Annotated in this window: 19 protein-coding genes; 14 read left to right on the forward strand and 5 right to left on the reverse strand. The window is 42.9% G+C overall.

What is annotated here, in order from left to right:
* The first annotated feature begins 368 nt into the window (after positions 1–368).
* The 5 genes from C1A47_RS13645 (at position 369) to C1A47_RS13665 (ending at position 5892) form a co-directional block, all read left to right on the forward strand.
* Positions 369–1163 (forward strand): 2-keto-4-pentenoate hydratase, encoded by a 795-nt coding sequence (locus C1A47_RS13645; protein WP_111895576.1) that lies wholly within the window; start codon positions 369–371, stop codon positions 1161–1163.
* A 12-nt stretch (positions 1164–1175) separates the two neighbouring features.
* Positions 1176–2072, forward strand: coding sequence for an acetaldehyde dehydrogenase (acetylating) (locus tag C1A47_RS13650; RefSeq protein WP_111895577.1), 897 nt, complete (start codon positions 1176–1178; stop codon positions 2070–2072).
* Positions 2073–2084: 12 nt separating this feature from the next.
* Positions 2085–3116: a 4-hydroxy-2-oxovalerate aldolase gene (gene dmpG, locus C1A47_RS13655; RefSeq protein WP_111895578.1), complete on the forward strand. Its 1032-nt coding sequence runs from the start codon at positions 2085–2087 to the stop codon at positions 3114–3116.
* Positions 3117–3528: 412 nt separating this feature from the next.
* Entirely contained in the window at positions 3529–4839 is a 1311-nt protein-coding gene (locus C1A47_RS13660; protein WP_111895579.1) for an OprD family outer membrane porin, read from the forward strand.
* Positions 4840–5034: 195 nt separating this feature from the next.
* Positions 5035–5892 carry an alpha/beta fold hydrolase gene (locus C1A47_RS13665; protein ID WP_111895580.1) on the forward strand — a complete coding sequence of 286 codons (858 nt, stop codon included), beginning with the start codon at positions 5035–5037 and terminating at the stop codon, positions 5890–5892.
* Positions 5893–5987: 95 nt separating this feature from the next.
* Here C1A47_RS13665 and hcaR read toward each other — a convergent pair whose 3' ends face one another.
* Positions 5988–6887 carry a DNA-binding transcriptional regulator HcaR gene (gene hcaR / locus C1A47_RS13670; RefSeq protein WP_111895581.1) on the reverse strand — a complete coding sequence of 300 codons (900 nt, stop codon included), beginning with the start codon at positions 6885–6887 and terminating at the stop codon, positions 5988–5990.
* A 268-nt stretch (positions 6888–7155) separates the two neighbouring features.
* Between hcaR and hcaE the strand changes: the two genes are divergently transcribed.
* The 7 genes from hcaE (at position 7156) to C1A47_RS13705 (ending at position 13504) form a co-directional block, all read left to right on the forward strand.
* Positions 7156–8568, forward strand: coding sequence for a 3-phenylpropionate/cinnamic acid dioxygenase subunit alpha (gene hcaE, locus C1A47_RS13675; RefSeq protein WP_111895582.1), 1413 nt, complete (start codon positions 7156–7158; stop codon positions 8566–8568).
* A complete protein-coding gene (gene hcaF, locus C1A47_RS13680; protein WP_111895583.1) occupies positions 8565–9125 on the forward strand; it encodes a 3-phenylpropionate/cinnamic acid dioxygenase subunit beta in 561 nt (186 codons plus the stop codon). Before hcaE ends, hcaF begins: the two co-directional genes overlap by 4 nt.
* Positions 9125–9454 carry a 3-phenylpropionate/cinnamic acid dioxygenase ferredoxin subunit gene (gene hcaC, locus C1A47_RS13685; RefSeq protein ID WP_111895584.1) on the forward strand — a complete coding sequence of 110 codons (330 nt, stop codon included), beginning with the start codon at positions 9125–9127 and terminating at the stop codon, positions 9452–9454. Before hcaF ends, hcaC begins: the two co-directional genes overlap by 1 nt.
* Positions 9454–10275 carry a 3-phenylpropionate-dihydrodiol/cinnamic acid-dihydrodiol dehydrogenase gene (gene hcaB, locus C1A47_RS13690; RefSeq protein WP_111895585.1) on the forward strand — a complete coding sequence of 274 codons (822 nt, stop codon included), beginning with the start codon at positions 9454–9456 and terminating at the stop codon, positions 10273–10275. The genes hcaC and hcaB overlap by 1 nt, the downstream gene beginning before the upstream one ends.
* Positions 10276–10334: 59 nt before the next feature.
* On the forward strand, positions 10335–11291 hold the full coding sequence (locus C1A47_RS13695; protein ID WP_111895586.1) for a 3-carboxyethylcatechol 2,3-dioxygenase: 957 nt from the start codon (positions 10335–10337) through the stop codon (positions 11289–11291).
* A gap of 12 nt (positions 11292–11303) precedes the next feature.
* Positions 11304–12527 carry a 3-phenylpropionate/cinnamic acid dioxygenase ferredoxin--NAD(+) reductase subunit gene (gene hcaD / locus C1A47_RS13700; protein WP_111895587.1) on the forward strand — a complete coding sequence of 408 codons (1224 nt, stop codon included), beginning with the start codon at positions 11304–11306 and terminating at the stop codon, positions 12525–12527.
* A 77-nt stretch (positions 12528–12604) separates the two neighbouring features.
* A complete protein-coding gene (locus C1A47_RS13705; protein WP_111895588.1) occupies positions 12605–13504 on the forward strand; it encodes a DMT family transporter in 900 nt (299 codons plus the stop codon).
* Between the two features lie 358 nt (positions 13505–13862).
* Here C1A47_RS13705 and C1A47_RS13710 read toward each other — a convergent pair whose 3' ends face one another.
* Positions 13863–15338 (reverse strand): PLP-dependent aminotransferase family protein, encoded by a 1476-nt coding sequence (locus tag C1A47_RS13710; RefSeq protein WP_111895589.1) that lies wholly within the window; start codon positions 15336–15338, stop codon positions 13863–13865.
* 117 nt (positions 15339–15455) lie between these two features.
* On the opposite strand from C1A47_RS13710, the gene C1A47_RS13715 reads away from it, so the two are divergent.
* Together C1A47_RS13715 and C1A47_RS13720 are read left to right on the forward strand one after the other, a co-directional pair.
* Positions 15456–16106, forward strand: coding sequence for an FMN-binding negative transcriptional regulator (locus C1A47_RS13715; protein ID WP_111895590.1), 651 nt, complete (start codon positions 15456–15458; stop codon positions 16104–16106).
* Positions 16107–16128: 22 nt separating this feature from the next.
* On the forward strand, positions 16129–16743 hold the full coding sequence (locus C1A47_RS13720; protein WP_111895591.1) for a GNAT family N-acetyltransferase: 615 nt from the start codon (positions 16129–16131) through the stop codon (positions 16741–16743).
* A 177-nt stretch (positions 16744–16920) separates the two neighbouring features.
* Here C1A47_RS13720 and C1A47_RS13725 read toward each other — a convergent pair whose 3' ends face one another.
* From C1A47_RS13725 to C1A47_RS13735, 3 genes are all read right to left on the reverse strand, one after another.
* Positions 16921–18255 carry a DUF3100 domain-containing protein gene (locus tag C1A47_RS13725; RefSeq protein WP_111895592.1) on the reverse strand — a complete coding sequence of 445 codons (1335 nt, stop codon included), beginning with the start codon at positions 18253–18255 and terminating at the stop codon, positions 16921–16923.
* 128 nt (positions 18256–18383) lie between these two features.
* Positions 18384–19763, reverse strand: coding sequence for an L-serine ammonia-lyase (locus C1A47_RS13730; protein ID WP_111895593.1), 1380 nt, complete (start codon positions 19761–19763; stop codon positions 18384–18386).
* 17 nt (positions 19764–19780) lie between these two features.
* On the reverse strand, positions 19781–20935 hold the full coding sequence (locus C1A47_RS13735; protein ID WP_111895594.1) for a M20 aminoacylase family protein: 1155 nt from the start codon (positions 20933–20935) through the stop codon (positions 19781–19783).
* Positions 20936–20937 lie beyond the last annotated feature (2 nt).

Consider the following 20937-nt stretch of genomic DNA (forward strand, 5'->3'; position numbering starts at 1 on the left):
TTAAACGTACAGATTTTGACATGCAAAGATTTTAAGTAAGTAACTAAATTGAATAAAGTTATTTCTATTTTTGGATTTATTTTTTAATTTTAGTCAAACTGGTCAACCATAGATTAAATTAGATTTTAGGCTCAGAAAATTCACATTTTTCCTACTTTAGACATAGAACCTATAGTACTAAATAAAATAAGTATTGGTATTCTAAGCCCATTTTTCTCATGCTTAAGCTGTTTTAGAAATACGTTTTAGGATGGAACATATTTCGCCTTTTAGCGCGTCATAACCTTTATTGGATAGCTTTATTAATCAATTGGTTATGTTTTACCTGAAATGTATTACGTTCAATTTTGCAGTTTAAGGAAAGATTGATGCCAAATTCTGTAGTTGAGTCAGTTGCCTTAGCATTAAGACAAGCTGAATTATCACAGACTGCGATAGCGCCTATTCGTCCCGAGCTTGGGGAACAGGCAGATGTGGATGTCGCATATGCAGTGCAGGAAATAAATACTCAACGAGTGTTATTGGAAGGACACCGCTTAGTCGGTCGGAAAATTGGGCTAACTTCAAAAGTCGTACAGAAGCAACTCGGTGTAGATCAGCCTGATTTTGGCATGCTATTCGCCGATATGGCCTATGGTGATGGGGAAATCATTCCGTTTCAAGGGAAACTGATCCAACCCAAAGTTGAAGCCGAAATTGCTTTGGTTCTCAAGCAGGATCTCAAACAAAGTAAGCATACATTTGCGGACATTATTGGGGCTACAGACTACGCGCTGGCTGCAATTGAAATTGTTGATAGCCGTATTGAAAACTGGAAAATCACTCTGATTGATACGGTTGCAGATAATGCATCTTCTGCTGCGTTTGTCTTGGGCTCACGTCCAGTCAAGCTGGATCAGCTGGATTTAGTAAATTGCAAAATGACAATGACTCGTGCGGATGAAGTGGTTTCCCAAGGCGTTGGCAAAGCCTGTCTGGGGAATCCCCTCAATGCGGCCGTGTGGTTGGCTGACGAAATGGTGCGTCGTGGGCGACCTTTACTGGCAGGTGACATTGTGCTGACTGGTGCGCTTGGGCCAATGGTTATTGTGAATGCTGGCGATGAGTTCAAGGTTGAGATTGAAGGCTTTGACCCTGTGACTGCCTGTTTTGCGGCTGAATGAGAGATGAGTAAAATGAAAAAGATTAAATGTGCACTGATTGGCCCAGGAAATATTGGGACAGATTTACTCTATAAATTACAACGTAGTAACTTTTTAGAACCTGTCTGGATGGTGGGAATTGACCCGACTTCTGAAGGATTGGCGCGTGCAGCAAAAATGGGATTAAAAACCACGGCTGAAGGTGTAGATGGCTTATTACCCCACGTGATCGCCGATGACATCAAGATCGCATTTGATGCGACTTCTGCTTATGTGCATGCTGAAAATAGCCGCAAGCTAAATGAACTAGGTGTACAAATGATCGACTTGACGCCTGCAGCGATTGGCCCTTTTTGTGTACCGCCCGTGAACTTGGAAGCATTACTTGAAGCAGGTGAGTTGCCAAACGTCAACATGGTGACCTGTGGTGGTCAAGCGACGATTCCTATGGTGGCGGCGATTTCACGAGTACAAACCGTAAATTATGGTGAAATCATTGCCACTGTATCGACCAAGTCAGTTGGTCCAGGTACGCGTAAAAATATAGACGAATTTACCCGTACTACAGCAGGTGCAATTGAAAAAGTGGGGGGCGCAAAACAAGGCAAAGCGATCATCATCATTAACCCTGCCGAGCCACCACTGATCATGCGTGACACCGTGCACTGTTTAGTTGAAGGCGAACCAGATCAGGCAGCGATTACCAAATCTGTGCATGCCATGATCAAAGAAGTTCAGAAATATGTTCCAGGCTATAAACTGGTCAATGGCCCAGTCTTTGATGGCAATCGTGTATCGATGTTCCTTGAAGTTGAGGGACTAGGTGACTTCCTACCAAAATATGCGGGCAACCTTGACATTATGACGGCTGCTGCTGCCCGTACCGCAGAAATGTTTGCAGAACGTTTATTAGAAACCGCTGAAGCTTAAAAGGATGACCACATGTCTAAGATTATTATTAATGATATGACTTTACGTGATGGTATGCATCCAATGCGCCATCAAACTACACCTGAACAAATGGTGAAAATTGCAACTGCACTGGATGATGCGGGTGTGCCATTAATTGAAGTGACACATGGTGACGGTTTAGGCGGTAACTCTGTGAATTATGGATTTGCAGCAGCGACCGATGAAGAATATCTAAAAGCAGTGATTCCAAACCTGAAAAAAGCCAAAGTGTCTGCACTTTTACTGCCAGGTATTGGAACCGTTGATCATCTGAAAATGGCGCATGATGTGGGTGTTGCAACCATTCGTGTTGCAACGCATTCAACGGAAGCCGATGTATCTGAACAGCATATTACGGCAGCGCGTAAACTGGGTATGGATACCGTAGGCTTCTTGATGATGGCGCACATGGCAACTCCAGAGAAATTGCTCGAGGAAGCACAGAAAATGGTGTCTTATGGCGCTAACTGTATTTATGTCACTGACTCCGCAGGGTATCTGTTGCCGCAAGATGTAACAGATCGGGTAGGAATCTTACGTGCCAATCTGCCAGCAGATGTGGAAATTGGTTTTCATGGACACCATAACTTGGGAATGGGTGTCGCGAACTCAATTACTGCCATAAATGCAGGCGCAGTCCGTGTGGACTTGGCATCGGCAGGTTTAGGCGCAGGAGCAGGCAATACTCCGCTTGAACTATTTGTTGCTGTCGCCAATCGTATGGGACTGGAAACAGGTGTAGATTTGTTTAAGGTTCAAGACATTGCTGAAGACATTATCATTCCAATGATGACACATCCGATTCGTGCAGACCGCGATGCAGCGACTTTAGGTTATGCTGGTGTTTATTCTTCGTTCTTGTTATTTGCTAAACGCGCAGAAGCCAAATATGGCGTTTCTGCACGCGAAATCCTGCTTGAATTAGGACGTCGAGGCACTGTGGGTGGTCAGGAAGATATGATTGAGGACTTGGCATTAACCATGTCTAAATCAGTTGCCTTGAGTGAAGCAAAAGTTAGCTAAACGAATTGGAATTTATTAAAAAAGCATCCTGATCAGGATGCTTTTTTATTTTTTGACCGATGAAAATGTGAGTTAAAAATAGTTATTAACAATTAACTTAAAGTTTTTAGCTATTATTTAAAACGATAGATTGAACAGGGCTATTTTCTTTTCAAATAAAAAAGCAATTAAATAAAAATACAGATTTAAGATAAATGAATATTTTATATAAAAAACAATAAATTATATTAATCTTCATGATGGGTGGTTGGAGGATTTGGTTTTGTTCATACTTTTAAAATATAAAAAAATAAGTTAACAAATTGACGAAGATAAATTGGGGCAAAAGTTTACTACTGTTGTCTGATATTCGTTCGGCAATCTGTTCTACATCATAGCGCGCTCATTACATTGTTCAATTAGGATTTAAACAATGCATCGTTATGCTTTATGGATGGCTTTAGTGGGGACAGGTCTTGGAATGACCAGCCCACTGACTTACGCAGATTTCTTTGAAGACAGTCAAACACAAATCAAATTGAAAAATTTCTATCTGGATCGGCAATACGATACAGCATCGAGTAAAAACTGGGGTAGCTGGTCGCAAGGCATGACGCTCGATAGCAAGTCAGGCTATGTGGATTTAGAGGGTGTTCAGGTGGGGGCTGACCTGCTGGCACAATACGCAGTGCGTCTGGATGGGCGTGACCGTAATCCAGACTGGGTATTGCCTTATGAAGGAAAAGCGGGAACAGGACATCAGGCAAGTGAATTTGGACATGTTGGCGTGACATTAAAAGCTAAAATCGCACAAACAGAACTGCGTGTGGGTGAGTTGCTTCCTGTCACGCCTGTGTTGGTTTACGACCCTTCTCGACAGCTTTTGACAACCTATAATGGTGTTTGGCTCGAATCTAAAGACATTAAAAACACAAAAATTACTTTAGGTTATATCAATAGTATCAATGCTCGCTATGAAAACCAGACAATGGATTTAGGTCTATGGCCGAAAAATCTGACTGAGGATAGCAAAGTCAAGGGAATGTATATTGCGGGCGTTGATCATCAGTTTAATAAAAATTGGTTTGGTTCTTATTTTTATGCCGATGTCGACAATATCTATCAACAAAACTATCTGGGTTTAAGCTTTAAAGAAGCGCTGAACAAGGATGCCAAATTCGATAGCCATATTCGCATATTCGATAATCGCCAGTCGGGGGATGCATTATATGGCAAAATTGATAATCAGGCTTTATCTTTAGGAACCACGTTTAGCTATAAAAATCAGACGATTGGTCTAGGGTATCAGCAAATGTTTGGAAATCAGGGATCGAATCCAAGTGCTGCAACTGGCGAGCCTTATTTTCCAACTTTGGCAGGTTGGGTGCCACAACCGTATTTAGATAACTGGGGTGTTGCCAGCTTTATTCGTAAAGACGAACAATCGTTAGGCATGACCTATAGTTATAATTTTGCAGGTTGGGGAATAAATGGCTTAAAAGCGACGGCCAAATATTTTAGCGGCTGGAATATCGATACACACTATGAAAGTAATGGTACGAAATCGGGTCGGGGTACAGAAAATGAATTTAACTTCATTCTCAATTATGTCGTTCCTGAAGGGAAATTCAAAGGTCTTGGTTTTGAATGGATGTATATTGATGTGAACTGGCATAATGTACAAGGTCAAATCAGTAATATAAAAGAAAACCGAATCGCAACTACCTATACCTATAAGTTTTAATCTTTAAGGTAACTGTAATTTATTCTTATAGTTACCTTATATTTTTCCTGAATTATATTTAATAGCTTTTGTATCATCTTTATTAACTCTAAATGAGCCTTTAAGAACATTATAGAATCTAGATCTCATATTAATTTTGATGAAAAAAATTGGTTTATTTAAAACCAATGAATACCTTACAGATAGGGAGACTTTATGAGTTCTGTACAGATTCCAAGTTACCAAACGGATGCTTTTTTTGGGCTGGAAGATAAATGGATTGCGACAGCGGCTGGTGAATTAACACATTATCATGAAGTCGGAGAAGGAACACCGATTCTATTTTTACATGGTTCGGGTACAGGTGTGTCGGCAGCAGCCAACTGGTGGTTGAATTTACCAGAGATTGCAGAACAAGGTCGCTGTATTGCGATAGATTCGATTGGTTATGGTCAGACGATCGTAGCAGAAGGTACGGCATATGGTATTCGTGCTTGGGTTGATCATGCCATTCGTGTGCTGGATGCTTTGAACATTGAAAAGACATGGTTAGTGGGCAATTCTTTAGGCGGCTGGTTAGCCTTCCAATTGGCTCTGGATTATCCTGAACGTGTACTGGGTATTGTTTCCATGGGGACGGGTGGAGCAAAACAGACTGCAGCACTAAAAGCACATTCAAACCCGACATTGACTGAGGAAGGCATTAAAAAGACCTTGTCGATGTTTGTGGTCAACAAAGATTTGATTACCGATGAGCTGGTTAAAGTACGTTATGAAGCGGCCAAAAATGACTATGCTTCTGATCGTTTAATGGATGTGGTGGGTGCACGTGACCGTGATCGTTTTGAATTCCCACTCGATTTTGAAAAAATGAAAGGCATCACCGTTCCTGTGTTGCTGATTCATGGTGTGCAGGATGTGGTGATTCCAGTTTCTCGCTCTTGGGATATTCTGAATACAGTCCCACATGCCGATGCGCATATTTTTAGTCAGTGTGGACATTGGTCGCAAGTGGAAAAGGCAGAAGAGTTTAATCTTGTGTTGAAGCAATATCTAAAACTACATGCAAAATAATTTAAAAAAGAAAAAAGGATGAGATTCATCCTTTTTTTTATACTACTTAGGTCTATAAATCAGATAACAATATCTGTGTTTTATAAATATAAACTTTAGTCATGGTTAATATTTAAGTAAAAAACCGTATTGAGTAACTCGATTAGCTTCTGAATACCTAAAGATTTTGAATTTTTTCGATAGCTAACAAATAAATCAAGATAAGGTAATTCAACTTCTAAAGGACGAATCACCGTATTATTGGCGATCAGCGGTTCAACATAAGCAGGCAAAATCGCGCAGCCGAGACCCATCCCGATAGAATTAATATTAAACAGAATATTATCTGCTTGTTGCACAATATTAAATTTAATGTGATGCCTTTGTGCAAAATCTAAAATGGCATGATGAAGTACCGAAGACTGTTCCATTGCTGGAATAATAAAATCAATTCCGTTAAGCGCTTTAACTGGAATACGGTCATACTTGGTCAGAGGATGATCACGGTGGAGCAGGAAAATCATTGGCTCACGCAGTACAAACTGGCTCTGGATTTCTTCGTTATTTAAATTATCCCGTATAAAGGCAACGTCGAGTTCTCCTTTTTTGAGTGCATCTATCTGGTTGGTATTATTCATACTCAGCAACTCAATTTTTAAATCTGGATTTTTGACTCTAAGATTCGGTAAAACATAAGGAAATACTTTCATCTCGGCAACAGGAACAAAGCCGATCGTGAGTAAATGCTTTTTGGATTTGGCGACCTGACGTGCCATCGTGACTGCTTTATCTGCTTCAGCAAGCGTAATCTTTGCCCGCTCTAAAAAGACTTTCCCTTCTTCTGTAAGTTCGACTTTACGCTTGGTTCTATGCAGTAGCTTAACGCCGACATATTCTTCCAGATCCTTAATTTGCTGACTCAACGACGGCTGTGCAGTATAGAGTTTGAGGGCTGCTCGACTAAAGTTAAGTTCTTCTGCAACCATAATAAAATAGCGAAGATGACGTAATTCCATGATGACAACAATCCTAAAAATGCTTGCTTATTCCACTGGGCAATTGCCATAAGGAATAGATCAAACAGCAAGTATTAAATCCATTTAAGCAAAACAAAGTATATTTAAAAGCTCGACTATAATTTAGTATAAAAAACCTGATCGAATAATTCATAAAATATCTAATTTGAAACTTATAAAATATTTCACTTATATCTGCTAAAAAATCATTATGCCTCCAACAGATTCCTCCATCTTTTTGATTGATGGTGGCAGCAGGAGAGCGATCATGAGTGAAAAAATTGATGTGCGTGAAATCGATGCTTTAGTCGATGCACAAAATGGACGTATTTCGCCATCTATTTATACTGACCCTAAATTATATGAACTTGAACTTGAGCGTGTTTTTGGACGCTGCTGGTTATTTCTTTGCCATGAAAGCCAGATTCCTAAATCAGGCGATTTCTTTAATACTTATATGGGTGAAGACCCAATTATTGTTACCCGTCAAAAAGATGGATCAATCAAAGCATTATTGAACCAGTGCCGTCACCGTTCCATGCGGGTCAGCTATGCTGACTGCGGAAATACACGTGCTTTTACGTGTCCCTACCACGGTTGGTCTTATGGCATTGACGGCTCACTAAAAGATATTCCTTTAGAAAATGTGGCTTTCCCACATGGTGCATGCAAAGAAAAATGGGGATTGGTCGAAGTTCCTCGTGTTGAAAGTTATAAAGGTTTGATTTTTGGTTGCTGGGCAGAGGATACCCCTGATTTACGCAGCTATATGGGTGATATTGCGTGGTACCTCGATGCGATGATTGATCGTCGTGAAGGCGGTTCAGAAGTTATTGGTGGCATCCATAAATGGGAAATTAACTGTAACTGGAAATTTGCAGCAGAACAGTTCGCTTCTGACCAATATCATGCCCCGTATTCACATGCTTCTGCGGTACAGGTCTTGGGTGGCAAGCCCGATGATGATGCTTCAAAAGCCTTGGGTGCAGCACAAACAGCACGTCCAGTTTGGGAAACCGTACAAAGCTGTGTGCAATATGGTCAACGTGGACACGGCTCGGGCTTTTTCTTAACTGAAAAACCAGATGCCAACTTCTGGGTCGATGGTCAGGTGGCTGACTATTTTCGTGAAACCTATGAAGAAACCAAAGCCCGTTTGGGTGATATTCGTGCCTTGCGCCTAGCAGGGCATAACACCATGTTCCCAACCTTATCTTGGCTCAATGGCATGACCACCATGCGGATATGGCATCCACGTGGCCCAGATAAAACTGAAGTTTGGGCATTTTGTATTACGGACAAGGCTGCACCACAGCATATTAAAGAAGCAATGGAGTTAAATGCTTGCCGAGCATTTGGGCCAGCAGGCTTTGCAGAAGCAGATGATGGTGAAAACTGGATTGAAATCCAAAAAGTACTCCGTGGTTATAAAGCGCGTAACAGCAAACTCATTATGGAAATGGGGTTAGGCAATGAAAAGCTCCGCGATGACGTGCCTGGTATTACCAACCATGTTTTCTCTGAAACAGCAGCACGTAGCATGTATCGCCACTGGGCAAACCTGCTGATGCATGAAAAATGGGAAGATGTAGAAAGAGCGACAGCAGCGTATGAGCAAGAGCTTTTGCAAAAAAATGCTTCGGCTGTTGCTACAGCAGATGAGATGGAGCTTGCGAAATGAATCAGATCGTTGATGCGTTAAAACCACAACCGATATGGCGTTCTATCGGACTAGAGCTTTACCATGACATTAGCCAGTTCTTATATGCCGAAGCGCAATTGTTAGATGACTGGAAGTTTCGCGATTGGCTCGATATTTTGAGCGAAGATATTCTTTACACACTCAAAACCACCACCAATGCCCAGACTCGTGATCGTCGTAAAAGTATAGCACCCCCTTCAACCTGGATTTATCACGACGATAAATTTGTGTTAGAGCGTCGGGTTGCAAAACTGGAAACAGGCATGTCATGGTCGGAAGAGCCTCCATCACGGACTCGTCATCTGATTACCAATATTCGGGTCGAGCCAACCGAGCAAGCCGATGAATATCTGGTGCATAGCAACTATATGCTTTATCGCTCGCAAAAAGAAAAAGACGTACTGATTTATGTGGGTAGACGGGTGGATCTGATCCGTAAAAATGACGAGAGCAGTTTGGGCTGGTTGATTGCCAAACGTGATATCACGCTCGATCAGGCAACCTTAACTTCCCACAATATTACGGTGTTTTTCTAATGGAAAAGATATTTGTTTGTCAGGTAGACGAGCTTGATGAAGGTGATGCATTGAAAGTCGACTGCGGTGTAGGTGGAATTGCTGCACTTGCAGTGTTTAATTTTAATGGCGAGTTTTTTGCCATGAATGACAAATGTAGTCATGGTAATGCCTCAATGTCTGAGGGCTATCTGGAAGAAGATGGCACAGTGGAATGCCCATTACATGCATCACGTTTCTGCTTAAAGACAGGTGTACCGCAATGTGTCCCAGCGACTGACCCGATCCAGACTTTTCCTGTTGTGATTGAAGATGGTGCTGTATTTGTTGAACTGGCTGGAGTTGCATAATGGGCTGGTTACAAGGTGAAGTGGTATTGATCACAGGTGGTGGTTCTGGGCTTGGACTGGCACTGGTTGAACGGTTTTTAAATGAAGGTGCGCAAGTTGCCGTGTTGCAACGCTCCCAATCTAAAGTTGATGAGCTGATTGCCCACTATGGTGACCGTATTGTCGCGGTTGCAGGTGATGTAGCCCAATATGCCGACAATGTTCGTGCGGTTGAAGCGACTGTGGCACGTTTTGGCAAGCTGGACTGTTTTATTGGCAATGCAGGAATCTGGGATCACTATGCCGATATCGTCAATATGTCGGGTGAGCAACTAGATCAGGCCTTTGATGAAATCATGAGTATTAACACCAAAGGTTATTTGCTGGGTGCCAAAGCGGCATTGAATGAATTGCTGAAAACGGAAGGCTCCATGATTTTTACCTTGTCGAATTCTGCATTTTATTCATCGGGTGGTGGGCCAATCTACACCGCATCAAAACATGCTGGCGTGGGCTTGGTACGTGAGCTGGCGTATGAGCTGGCACCTAAAATCCGTGTCAATGCCGTCGCTCCGTCAGGGATGAATGTCAATGTCAAAGGTGCAGCCTCGTTAGGACAGGAAAATTTAGGACTGCTCGATGCACGCGATCCTGTTCGGATTGGACAAGGTATGCCGCTGAAATTTTTGCCAGAAGCCGAAGATATGACAGGCTCTTATGTGCTACTCGCCTCTCGACAAAATAACCGGCCATTATCGGGTGTGTTTATTAATGCCGACTGTGGTTTAGGTATTCGTGGTTTACGTCAACCTAATGCAGGGTTTTTTGACGTTTTGTCCTAAAGGTTTAGTGGATAGAGCTATATAGATCGCCTCTTGGCGATCTAGTTTTGGAGTTCAACATGGCTGTTAAACTGATTTGCGCATCGCATAGTCCGCTGATGGAGTTTGCTTCACCGATTGAAAAGCGTCAGGAAGAGGTTGTTCGTGCAACCTTTAAAACTTTGGCGGCTGAATTAAAACAATATGATCCAACCCTGATTATTAGTTTTGGTCCCGATCATTTTAATGGTTTCTTTTATGACCTGATGCCAAGTTTTTGTGTTGGAATTCGGGCAACCGCTGCAGGCGACTGGGATTATGGCCCAGGTAAGCTCAATGTACCTGAACAAACTGCTCTACAACTGGTTCGTCATGTTCTGGATGAAGGCGTCGATGTCGCATTTTCATATCGTATGCAGGCCGATCATGGGGTTACTCAGCCCTTGCATTTTTTATGTGAAGGCCAGTTAGACCGTTATCCGACAATTCCAGTTTTTGTGAATGGAGCGGCTGTCCCATTACCTACGACCAAACGGGCAATTGCACTGGGTCGAGCTGTAGGTTCATTTATCCAGTCGTTAAACCTTGAAAATGAACGGGTTCTTATTTTAGGAACAGGTGGTTTATCACATGATCCACCAACACCACAAATTGGCTCTGTTCCCCCAGAAGTGGAAGAGTTTTTGATTGCAGGCCGTCATCCGTCTACAGAAGCACGTAACGCACGCCAAGCCAAAATTATAGCAGTCGGGCAACGTCTGGCAGCAGGAGATACTTCGGTTGCCGTGCCACTGAATCCAGAGTGGGATCAACATTTGCTGAATATTTTTCAGAATGCAGATTTTGCAGCCATTGAGAAAATGACTGAATCCGAGATCCGTCGTGATGGTGGTCGTGGCGGGCAAGAGATTCGCGCGTGGATTGCCGCTTTTGCAGCACTTTCCGCCTTAGGTGACTATGAAATGAAAGTTCATTGTTATGAAGCTATTTCAGAATGGATTGCGGGTTTTGGCATTGTCACAGCCAACTTGAAATAAAGGACAAAACACATGAGTGTTCAAACTATTGCAATTGTAGGTGCAGGTCAGGCAGGTGCCAGTGCAATTCTAGAGCTACGTGCCCAGCAATTTGCTGGTGAGATTATTTTAATTGGCGATGAACCTCATTTGCCGTATGAGCGTCCACCTTTATCGAAAGACGCGATTTTAAATCCCGAGCAGACCAAGCTAGAAATTCTTTCTGAGCAAAAACTTGCAGAACTCAATGTTCAAGTGATTTCCAATAATGCTGTGATCAAACTTCAGCCTGAAGCACATCAACTGGTTTTAAAAAGTGGTGACGTGATCCACTACGATAAATTGCTTCTGGCCACAGGCGGATCAGCACGTCGTTTACCCACGCTCGATGCTTTGGGACAACAGGTATATACCTTGCGTAATCTGGAAGATTCACAGAAATTGATTCCTGTGTTGCAACCTGAGAAACGCATTTTGATTGTAGGTGGCGGTGTGATCGGATTAGAACTTGCATCGAGTGCCCGTGCTAAAGGCTGTCAGGTTACTGTACTAGAACAAGGCCCAATGGTCATGGGACGCTGTTCTCCCTTACATTTGAGTGAGTTTTTACTGCAACAGCATCAGCGTGAAGGTGTTGTCATTCATCTCAATGCCAAACTGAAATGCGCTGAACGACATGATCAAGAGGTGGTTCTCACGCTGGAAAATGGTCAGCAGTTTACAGGTGATGCGGTGATTTACGGGATTGGGATTATCCCGAACACTGATTTGGCACAAGACGCTGGTCTCGATGTCGATTTTGCAATTCGGGTCAATGCATACTGTCAAACGTCTAATCCAGATATTTATGCCGCAGGCGATGTGGCAACACAACTGACTCCAGAAGGCCAGTATCGTCGTATCGAAACCTGGGAAAATGCCAACAATCAGGCCGGAATTTTTGCACGTCATGTCATGGGGAACGAATTTGCAAAACCGAATCCTGCATGGTTCTGGACGGATCAACTGGAGATGAATTTCCAGTTTGTTGGTGATATGAATGCTCCTGAATGGCATATTCGTGGCGACATGGATCTTGAGCAGGGTAAAAATACCCACTGTGTCATGTTCGGAATACGTGATGGCATTATTGTGGCGGGAATTACCATCAATCAGGCGAAAGACATGCGTCATTTAAAGAAAATGGTTGCTAAAGCACAGCCATTTGACGCGGAGAAATTACTTAATCTCGAGACTGATTTACGTAAGGTTGCTTGAATTTAGTCGTAGCAGGCTTAAACACATCCGCCTATGTTGTTGTTGGCAGCATGGGTGGATTGATACGGATATTCTTCATGTTTTTGTTTAAGGGATCTATTTCTGTTTCCCACCTGAGCATTTATGCCATTCTTGTCTTGATCTGGGCTGCAACACCTCTGGCAATTGTCTGGAGTGTGCAAGAAATTGATCCACTTTGGATCTTGATGATCCGATATATCGGCGCATCTATTTTAGCCTATGCTTTATTGCGCATTTTTCGTAATCCTTTGCCCCTAGATCACCGATCATTAATGAGTTATGTGGCAGGGAGTCTGAATTTAATTGGTGCCCAGTTTTTTATTTATCTGGCTGCCCGTTATTTAACCTCAGGCCTAATGGCTTTGTTATTTGGGCTATCCCCATTGATTTCAGGTTTAATCGGCCATTTCGTTCTCAAAAATCAACGTCTGGTGAGCATACAATGGTTTGGCATGCTCATGGCGGTCTTTGGTTTGATCGTGGTTTTTGCTGACCAGACAGGAAATCATGTTCAACCAATCGGTATCGGTTTAATTTTAATCAGCATTATTTCTTATGTGAGTTCTATCTTTTGGGTGAAGCATATTGCTGCACCTTTAACACCAATGTCACAGGCAACAGGCTCATTGCTGGTTTCGGCGCTGGCATCTTTACTACTACTTCCTTCTATCTACCAACATGTGCCTCAGCATTTTCCTGAAAGTAAAACCTTGCTAGGTCTGGCATTTACTATTCTATGCTCATCAATTATTGCCATGTTGTGCTATTTCTGGCTGATTCGTGAACTGAAACCCGTCACAATTTCTTTAAGCAATGTGATCACACCGATTATTGCCTTGAGTTTAGGTGCAATATTGAATCATGAACAATTGAATTTGAGTGTGTTGGTTGGTGTGATCATGATCATGACAGGAATTATATTTTATTTAAGGCAAGGGCCAAATAAAGCATACTGAACTCCGTTTAGCAGGTCATTTTGTATGCATGATCAAAAGAAGCCTATTCAAAATTAAGCCAATGACCTCTGTTATAGAGGCCTTGGCGATCACTTGAAGTACATTATAAATTTCTTGGTTTATCGTCAAAGTTACCAGTAGACTTTGAGATAATAATTGTCGCAATACTATATTGAATAAATTGTGGAATGACCTCTCTATTTTTAAAATTAGTTTTCTACAATTCAAGAATTATAAGACCTGATAGCGATAACAATAATTTATAGAACTGAACCAGAATCGTAGAAAATAATAGTTTGAAAATTCTAAATTGAACTTAAATTGGCTAATCTAAATCAATATTGAAAAATAAATATACCTAACGATTTTGCTCAATGATTTGGGCTAGAGTTTTGATCGCATTTTCGATCTGAATAAGATCAAAATCACCGAGACCCAGAATTAAGCCAGACTGTTTCCTTGCTTTAGAAAAAGTGGGCGATATCGCTTTGACCGAAACTCCAGCTTCACATGCGAATTGTGCAATTTTCATATCATCAGCAGGAGCTACCAACCAGAGCACCATGTGCATACCTTGATCCCCAGATTCAATGAAAGCATGTGTTTTTGGAATATAGCGATCAATCAGTTGGATGATCTGTTGACGATTTTCAGCATACACATTACGTATCCGACGAATGTGTCGTTCTAAATAGCCTTCTTGTATAAATGCCCCCAGTACATGCTGATCCGCAGAGGGAGGATGACGGTCAATCAGTGCTCGAAGTCCACAAAAGGGTGCCACCAAGACTTTTGGTAATACCGCGTAACCCAGTCTCAACGAAGGAAAAAGTACCTTACTAAAGGTTCCAAGGTAAATGACCTGATCGGGTGCCATCGCTTGTAGTGCGGGAAAAGGCTGACCCGTGTAACGGAGTTCACTGTCATAATCATCTTCAACAATCCACGCCCGTTGCTGTTTCGCCCATGCAACCAGTTCGGTGCGCCGAGCCAAACTCATTGGCATCCCTAGTGGATATTGATGTGAAGGGGTGACAAAGGCAGCTCGCGCTTGAGGTGCGAGATCAATTCCTTTTTGGACTAGAATTCCGTCTTCATCGACAGGAACACGGTTAATTTGAAGCTGATGCAACGAATTTTCCAGAATAGCCGTCGTACCACGATAGGCGGGGTCTTCAACCCAGACAGCATCATGCTTGGTAAATAGAATCTGGCTACAAAGATACAGCGCTTGCTGAATGCCACTGGTAATCACAATTTGCTCGGGTTCGCACTGAACGGAGCGGGAGCGTCGAACATAGTCGGCAATTGCAGAACGGAGTGCATAGACACCTTGAGGGTCATCATAGCCTGAGGGAGCCGCTACCCCGCGTGCGCGAAAGCGATTGCCAAATTTGCGCCAAGCGTCACTGGGTTGTGTACGTCCTGTGGGAACAGAAATAGCAAATGGTCGATGTGCTAAAGGTTTAAATTCCTTGAAAATCTCAGCATACGTTCGTGCTGCATCGGTCAGCGACACGGTATCAATCGATTGGGGTGATGCTGCTTGAGGATTTGGGCTTTTGAGCGCATGCGAAACAAATGTTCCCTGTCGTGCACGTGCTTCTAAAACACCTTCAGCAATCAGTTGATCATAGACCTCAATAATCGTTCCGCGGGCAATACCTAAAGTTTGAGCCAGTTTACGTGAAGAAGGCAGCGGATCACCAGCTTGTAAATCGCCTTGTTGTACCGCTTCTCTCAAAATCTGAATCAGTTGCGAGCCAATCTGTCCCTTAGCTTTATTCAGTTTAACAATTGAGGGAAGGTCGATGACTTTTGCAATTCTTGCCATAATTCTGGTCTACTTAAAATAAAATAAACTGGTTCTTTTAATAATCCAGTGAATAGGAGAAATTTACAACAATAAAGTCATCTTCATTTTTGAGTCACCATTAAAAGAGTGTAACCCATGTATATCCCCGCAGATTTTGAAATCCCGCAAATTGACGTCATGCATCAACTCATCAAACAGCATGCTTTGGGTATTTTGTTTACGCATGGCAGCAGTGGTTTGGATGCAAATCATCTTCCTTTTGAACTCAGCACCGATCAGTCAGAACTAGGGGTATTGCATGCACATGTGTCGCGAAGTAATCCTGTCTGGCAAGACATTCAAGATGGGGATGAGGTACTGGTGGTATTTCGGGCTGGAGATGCCTATATCTCACCACAGTGGTATCCGAGTAAACATGAGCATCATCAACAAGTTCCAACGTGGAACTACAGGGCAGTACATGCTTATGGCACCGTGAAAATCCGCGATGATGAACGCTATGTTCGAGGTGTGGTGGCACGCTTAACGCGCACACATGAAGCCACACAAGCTGAACCTTGGAAAATGTCAGATGCGCCAAAAGACTATTTGGAACCGATGCTAAAAGCCATTGTGGGGATTGAAATACAAATCACCCGATTACAAGGCAAAGCCAAACTCGGGCAAAACAAGGAATATCGGGATGTTCTAGGTGTTGCCAATGCTTTAACAGCAACGGGGCAACATGAGATTGGTGATGCCATGCATCAGGTCGCTGCATCAAAAATAAAACAGTCATGTGAATAAAGAACAAATTGAGGAATCCACTATGCAATGGATAGAGCCCGTGACATTGCTTGGGCAGCACGTCATTTTAAAACCACTCGATGAATCGCATCATCTGGAATTAAGTGAAGCGGTACAAGATGGCGAGTTATGGAAACTTTGGTTCACCTTCATTCCAACCCCAGCAAACATGTTGGCTGAAATTCAAAGGCGTTTAGCGCTGCAACAGCAAGGTCAAATGCTACCTTTCACAGTGTTTGAGCGCCAAAGTGGTAAAGTTTTAGGCATGACCAGTTTCATGAATATTGACGCTGCACACCATCGTTTGGAAATCGGCTCGACGTGGTATCGCCAATCAGCACAGCGTAGTGCAGTCAATACCGAAGCCAAGCAACTCTTGCTGAGCCACGCTTTTGAGGTTTTGAACTGTATCGCGGTTGAGTTTCGGACATCATCATTTAATTTTAAAAGCCGTGCTGCGATTGAACGCCTAGGTGCCAAACTGGATGGGATATTAAGAAGCCATCAGATTGTGAAAGACGATATTTTACGAGATACCTATGTGTATAGTATTTTGCGAAGTGAGTGGCCTGCGGTCAGACAGAATTTAGCATTCAAACTTCAAATGTTTCCAAGTTCAGTAGAATCAATAAGTTGAATTAAATGACATCAGGTTGATTTATAGTTTAGATAAGTATCGTGGAATTGGCGAGCGACATAAGCTCACTGATTTTTCAGAGTTAAATATAAGCAAGCCCGAATGAAATATTCGGGCTTTTTCTATGCAGTCTAGCAGGCGCTATAGCATTTAATGTTCTCGTCTAGGAAAGTGACCTTAATGGAAGATTTCTGCAATCATAGCTGCACCGATGAATGTACCAAAGTTTGCCAATAAAGATACCAGCACAATTTTCCAACCTAATTTACGAAATGCAGGAATATCTTTTGCGATAGAGAGACCTGCAAATGTCAGCATAGGCGTTAAAATCGCTAATACATTCATTGATTTTGTCAAATCGCTAATTATTGCTCCCCAAGGGCACCACGGTGAAGAAGCAAACATGGCGATGAGTGACACAAAGCACACGGCAGGAATTTTCTTCTTGGTGATGAAGTAAATCAGATCACCCAGCAAGGCAATGATGATCATAATTGCACAACCCACCACTACCGAGATTGAGAAATTCTGAAAGGCAATCCAGTTAGCCAGCATGGACATGATCGAAACCATCACCAAAATAACGGCTTTTTCTAACCATTGTAGTGAGCCGCTATGTTCAGTTTCTTCGACAGCATTGAGTGCCAACTCATTGGTTGAATGATCTTCAGGTTGGTTACTGCGACTCCAGCGACCTAAAATCGGTTCTAAAACGCGATAGCTTGCGACAGCCAACGGCAAGGAAATAAATAAAGTGAAATATGTGCCGAAGGTTGTGGTCAATAAATTCGATGCAGCAGCCAAAGCCATGACTGTATCGGCAGTTTGAGCGTCAAGATGTGCCGAAATTGCACCTGCTGCACCAGCCATCATACTGCCTGAACCGACACCTGAAGCCATTGCCAAAGAGCGTGGATCGAAAATATTGAGGCTGGTCACAAACCCCGCCACAATAGAAATGAAAATCGCCCCGATCAGTGTTCCAGTGATGTATTCCGCAAGAACACCTCGACCTTCTGGAGAGTTCATCCCATATTTTTCACTAATAATCGCCAGACTTGGTTCACGACCGACAGAGAAGGTTGCGCCAATCGCCTCACGTTTAATGCCAAGCAATAATGCAATTGGCATCGCAATCACGACTGTACCCACAAAATGCCCGAATTCCTGAAAAATCAGTGCCCAACCCGCTTGAAAGACCACAGGTAAAGATGAACCGACCACTAAACCGAGTTTAGCGATGAAAAAGAGCAGTGCGGGTTGTAAATAATGTGCGGCTTTAATTTGCAGCGGCTTGGTCATAGCCGTCGAGAAAATGCGTTTACTGCTGATGACCCCAAGTATCGCACCGAGAATCAGCGCCCAAATCATCGGCAGGAGTGTAATTTTCCCTTGCCCCAAAGGAATTGTAATTGGGCCAATTTTTTCTGAAATGATCAGAATAATAAAGGCCCACCCCAAAATAATAAAAAAACCATTTCTATGTGTTGCAGTTGAATCTATAGCGCCCATTGTATTTCCTTTTCAATATGCGAATGGTCACAAAACATTCATAGTTTTTACATATTTTTGCCATATCAGCAATGATATTAAAAAAGATTAGTGTTGCTTTAGACGCAACACAAAAATCTGTTTAATATTTAGCATTCAATGGCATTGACGGCTAAGCCACCCTGAGAAGTTTCTTTATATTTTTCAGACATATCCTTGCCTGTCGCTTTCATGGTTTGAATCACTTTGTCCAAAGAGACAAAATGTTCACCATCTCCACGCAGCGCCATTTGTGCCGCATTAATCGCCTTAACCGCAGCGATGGCATTGCGCTCGATACATGGAATTTGCACCAGCCCCCCAATCGGATCACAGGTCAGTCCAAGATTGTGTTCCAGTCCAATTTCGGCTGCATTTTCAACCTGTTGTGGAGTGCCGCCAAACATTTCAGCTAACCCTGCCGAGGCCATGGCACAGGCTGAGCCAACCTCGCCCTGACAACCGACTTCTGCCCCTGAAATTGAGGCATTAAGCTTGCATAAAATTCCAATGGCTGCCGCGGCAAGGAAAAACCGAACTATCAGATCGTCACTGATAGATGGGTCATGTTTCAAATAATAATACAGTACTGCAGGAATAATGCCTGATGCTCCATTGGTGGGAGCAGTGACCACTCGTCCGCCTGCGGCATTTTCTTCATTCACGGCTAGTGCATATAAATTCACCCATTCAATGGCTTGAAAGGATGAAAAAATAAGCTGCTTTCGCGTGTGGTTTTGCAGCATGTGATGCAGTTTTTTGGCTCGGCGTTTGACCTGTAAACCACCAGGAAGTATGCCCTCATTGTTTAAACCATTCTGGATACATTGCTGCATCACCGACCAAATTGACAGAATCTTTTGCCGAATCTGTTCTTCGCTATGCCACGTTTTTTCATTTTCGAGCATAATCTGGCTGATACTACATTGCTGCTGTTGGCTGTGTGCCAAAAGTTCAGCGGCATTTCGAAAGGGAAAGGGCACATCCTGTGTGGTCTGGGTGGGTGTAGGCTGAGAAATATCCGCATGCTCTAAAATAAATCCACCACCGACAGAATAATAGGTGTTGCTATAAAGAATCTGTTGTTGTGAGTCAAACCCCGTAATGCTCATGGCATTGGGATGATAAGGCAGAGATTCACTGGAAAAAATTAAATCGTTTGCAGAACAAAATCCAATTTTATGTTGCTGATTGAGATTTAAGGTCTGCTGCTGAGCAATTTCGTCTAAATACTGCACATTGTTACGGGTATCAATGGTTTCGGGGTGAAAACCCATCAGTCCCAGTAAAATGGCTTGATCGGTTGCATGACCCACACCCGTAGCTGACAGTGAACCATATAAGGTGATTTCAATACGATGAATTGAAGTCAACAACTGTTGCTGTTGCAGCATTGCAACATATTGATAGGCAGCCCGCATTGGCCCAACCGTATGCGAACTGGAGGGGCCAATGCCAATTTTAAATAGGTCAAATACACTGAGTGTCATTGAGTTGTTTTATCTCATTATGGCTTGAGTTGGGTTTCAACAAGGGTTTTCCAAAATAAAACGCCTGTTTCAATGATGTCATCATTGAAGTCATAGTAAGCATTATGCAGGGGTTTAGACGGAGTTGATCCATCTGCGCCGAGCCAGAAATATGCCCCAGGGCAGCTTTCAAGCATGCAGGCGAAATCTTCTGAAGCCATTGTGGGTTGAATATCCCAATGTACTTTGTCTGCCCCCAGAATTTCGATTGCGGTTTCACGCACATACTGGGCTTGTTGTGCATGGTTCATGGTGACTGGATAACCTGGGAAAAATTCAATTGAACCATCCACCTGAAATATTTTTGGAATATCTTGAACCATCTGTTCAATACGGGCTTTGACCATTTTGCGGACATCAGGGTGCAGACAACGCATTGTCCCGCGAAGGGTGACTTTTTCAGGAATAATATTAATGGCTTCGCCACCATTAAACTGGGTAATGCTGACAACTGCACTTTCCAGTGGAGATACTTGTCGAGACACAATCGTTTGCAAAGCAAGAACCAGTTGTGAAGCGGCGACAATCGGATCATGCCCTTTTTCGGGCATGGCTGCATGACAGCTTTTACCCATCAGGGTGATTTCAAAAGAATCGAGTGATGCCATCATTGCACCAGGATTGACGCCAATATGCCCCGCAGGTAGCCCCGGCCAGTTGTGTAGACCATAAATGGCATCCATCGGATATTTTTCAAATAAACCTTCTTCCACCATTTTGATTGCACCCCCCAGATTTTCTTCTGCGGGTTGAAATACAAAGTGTACTGTGCCTTTAAAATTTCGTGTTTCACTTAAAATTTTAGCCGCCCCCAGTAAAATTGAGGTATGTCCATCATGTCCACAGGCATGCATGACGCCTTGATGTTTAGACTTATGCTCAATATTGCCCAATTCGGTAAACGGTAAGGCATCCATGTCTGCGCGCAAACCGATGGTTGGGCCATCGCCTTGCTCAAGTGTCGCAATGACACCTGTTCCAGCCAGTCCAACATCGACTTTTAACCCAAAAGAACGTAGATATTGCGCCACTTTTTCAGAGGTCTGAAATTCCTGAAAACCTGTTTCTGGATGTGCATGAAAATCATGTCGCCAAGATTTGACTTGATCTAATAAGTTTTTGGTGATTGTCATGT

Origin of the sequence: Acinetobacter sp. MB5 (assembly GCF_003261585.1) — a bacterium.
Taxonomy (GTDB): domain Bacteria; phylum Pseudomonadota; class Gammaproteobacteria; order Pseudomonadales; family Moraxellaceae; genus Acinetobacter.

Coding starts and splice junctions, on each gene's coding strand:
- C1A47_RS13645 (WP_111895576.1), top strand. CDS start 369: ATGCCAAATTCTGTAGTTGAGTCAGTTGCCTTAGCATTAAGACAAGCT.
- C1A47_RS13650 (WP_111895577.1), top strand. CDS start 1,176: ATGAAAAAGATTAAATGTGCACTGATTGGCCCAGGAAATATTGGGACA.
- dmpG (WP_111895578.1), top strand. CDS start 2,085: ATGTCTAAGATTATTATTAATGATATGACTTTACGTGATGGTATGCAT.
- C1A47_RS13660 (WP_111895579.1), top strand. CDS start 3,529: ATGCATCGTTATGCTTTATGGATGGCTTTAGTGGGGACAGGTCTTGGA.
- C1A47_RS13665 (WP_111895580.1), top strand. CDS start 5,035: ATGAGTTCTGTACAGATTCCAAGTTACCAAACGGATGCTTTTTTTGGG.
- hcaR (WP_111895581.1), bottom strand. CDS start 6,887: ATGGAATTACGTCATCTTCGCTATTTTATTATGGTTGCAGAAGAACTT.
- hcaE (WP_111895582.1), top strand. CDS start 7,156: ATGAGTGAAAAAATTGATGTGCGTGAAATCGATGCTTTAGTCGATGCA.
- hcaF (WP_111895583.1), top strand. CDS start 8,565: ATGAATCAGATCGTTGATGCGTTAAAACCACAACCGATATGGCGTTCT.
- hcaC (WP_111895584.1), top strand. CDS start 9,125: ATGGAAAAGATATTTGTTTGTCAGGTAGACGAGCTTGATGAAGGTGAT.
- hcaB (WP_111895585.1), top strand. CDS start 9,454: ATGGGCTGGTTACAAGGTGAAGTGGTATTGATCACAGGTGGTGGTTCT.
- C1A47_RS13695 (WP_111895586.1), top strand. CDS start 10,335: ATGGCTGTTAAACTGATTTGCGCATCGCATAGTCCGCTGATGGAGTTT.
- hcaD (WP_111895587.1), top strand. CDS start 11,304: ATGAGTGTTCAAACTATTGCAATTGTAGGTGCAGGTCAGGCAGGTGCC.
- C1A47_RS13705 (WP_111895588.1), top strand. CDS start 12,605: ATGTTTTTGTTTAAGGGATCTATTTCTGTTTCCCACCTGAGCATTTAT.
- C1A47_RS13710 (WP_111895589.1), bottom strand. CDS start 15,338: ATGGCAAGAATTGCAAAAGTCATCGACCTTCCCTCAATTGTTAAACTG.
- C1A47_RS13715 (WP_111895590.1), top strand. CDS start 15,456: ATGTATATCCCCGCAGATTTTGAAATCCCGCAAATTGACGTCATGCAT.
- C1A47_RS13720 (WP_111895591.1), top strand. CDS start 16,129: ATGCAATGGATAGAGCCCGTGACATTGCTTGGGCAGCACGTCATTTTA.
- C1A47_RS13725 (WP_111895592.1), bottom strand. CDS start 18,255: ATGGGCGCTATAGATTCAACTGCAACACATAGAAATGGTTTTTTTATT.
- C1A47_RS13730 (WP_111895593.1), bottom strand. CDS start 19,763: ATGACACTCAGTGTATTTGACCTATTTAAAATTGGCATTGGCCCCTCC.
- C1A47_RS13735 (WP_111895594.1), bottom strand. CDS start 20,935: ATGACAATCACCAAAAACTTATTAGATCAAGTCAAATCTTGGCGACAT.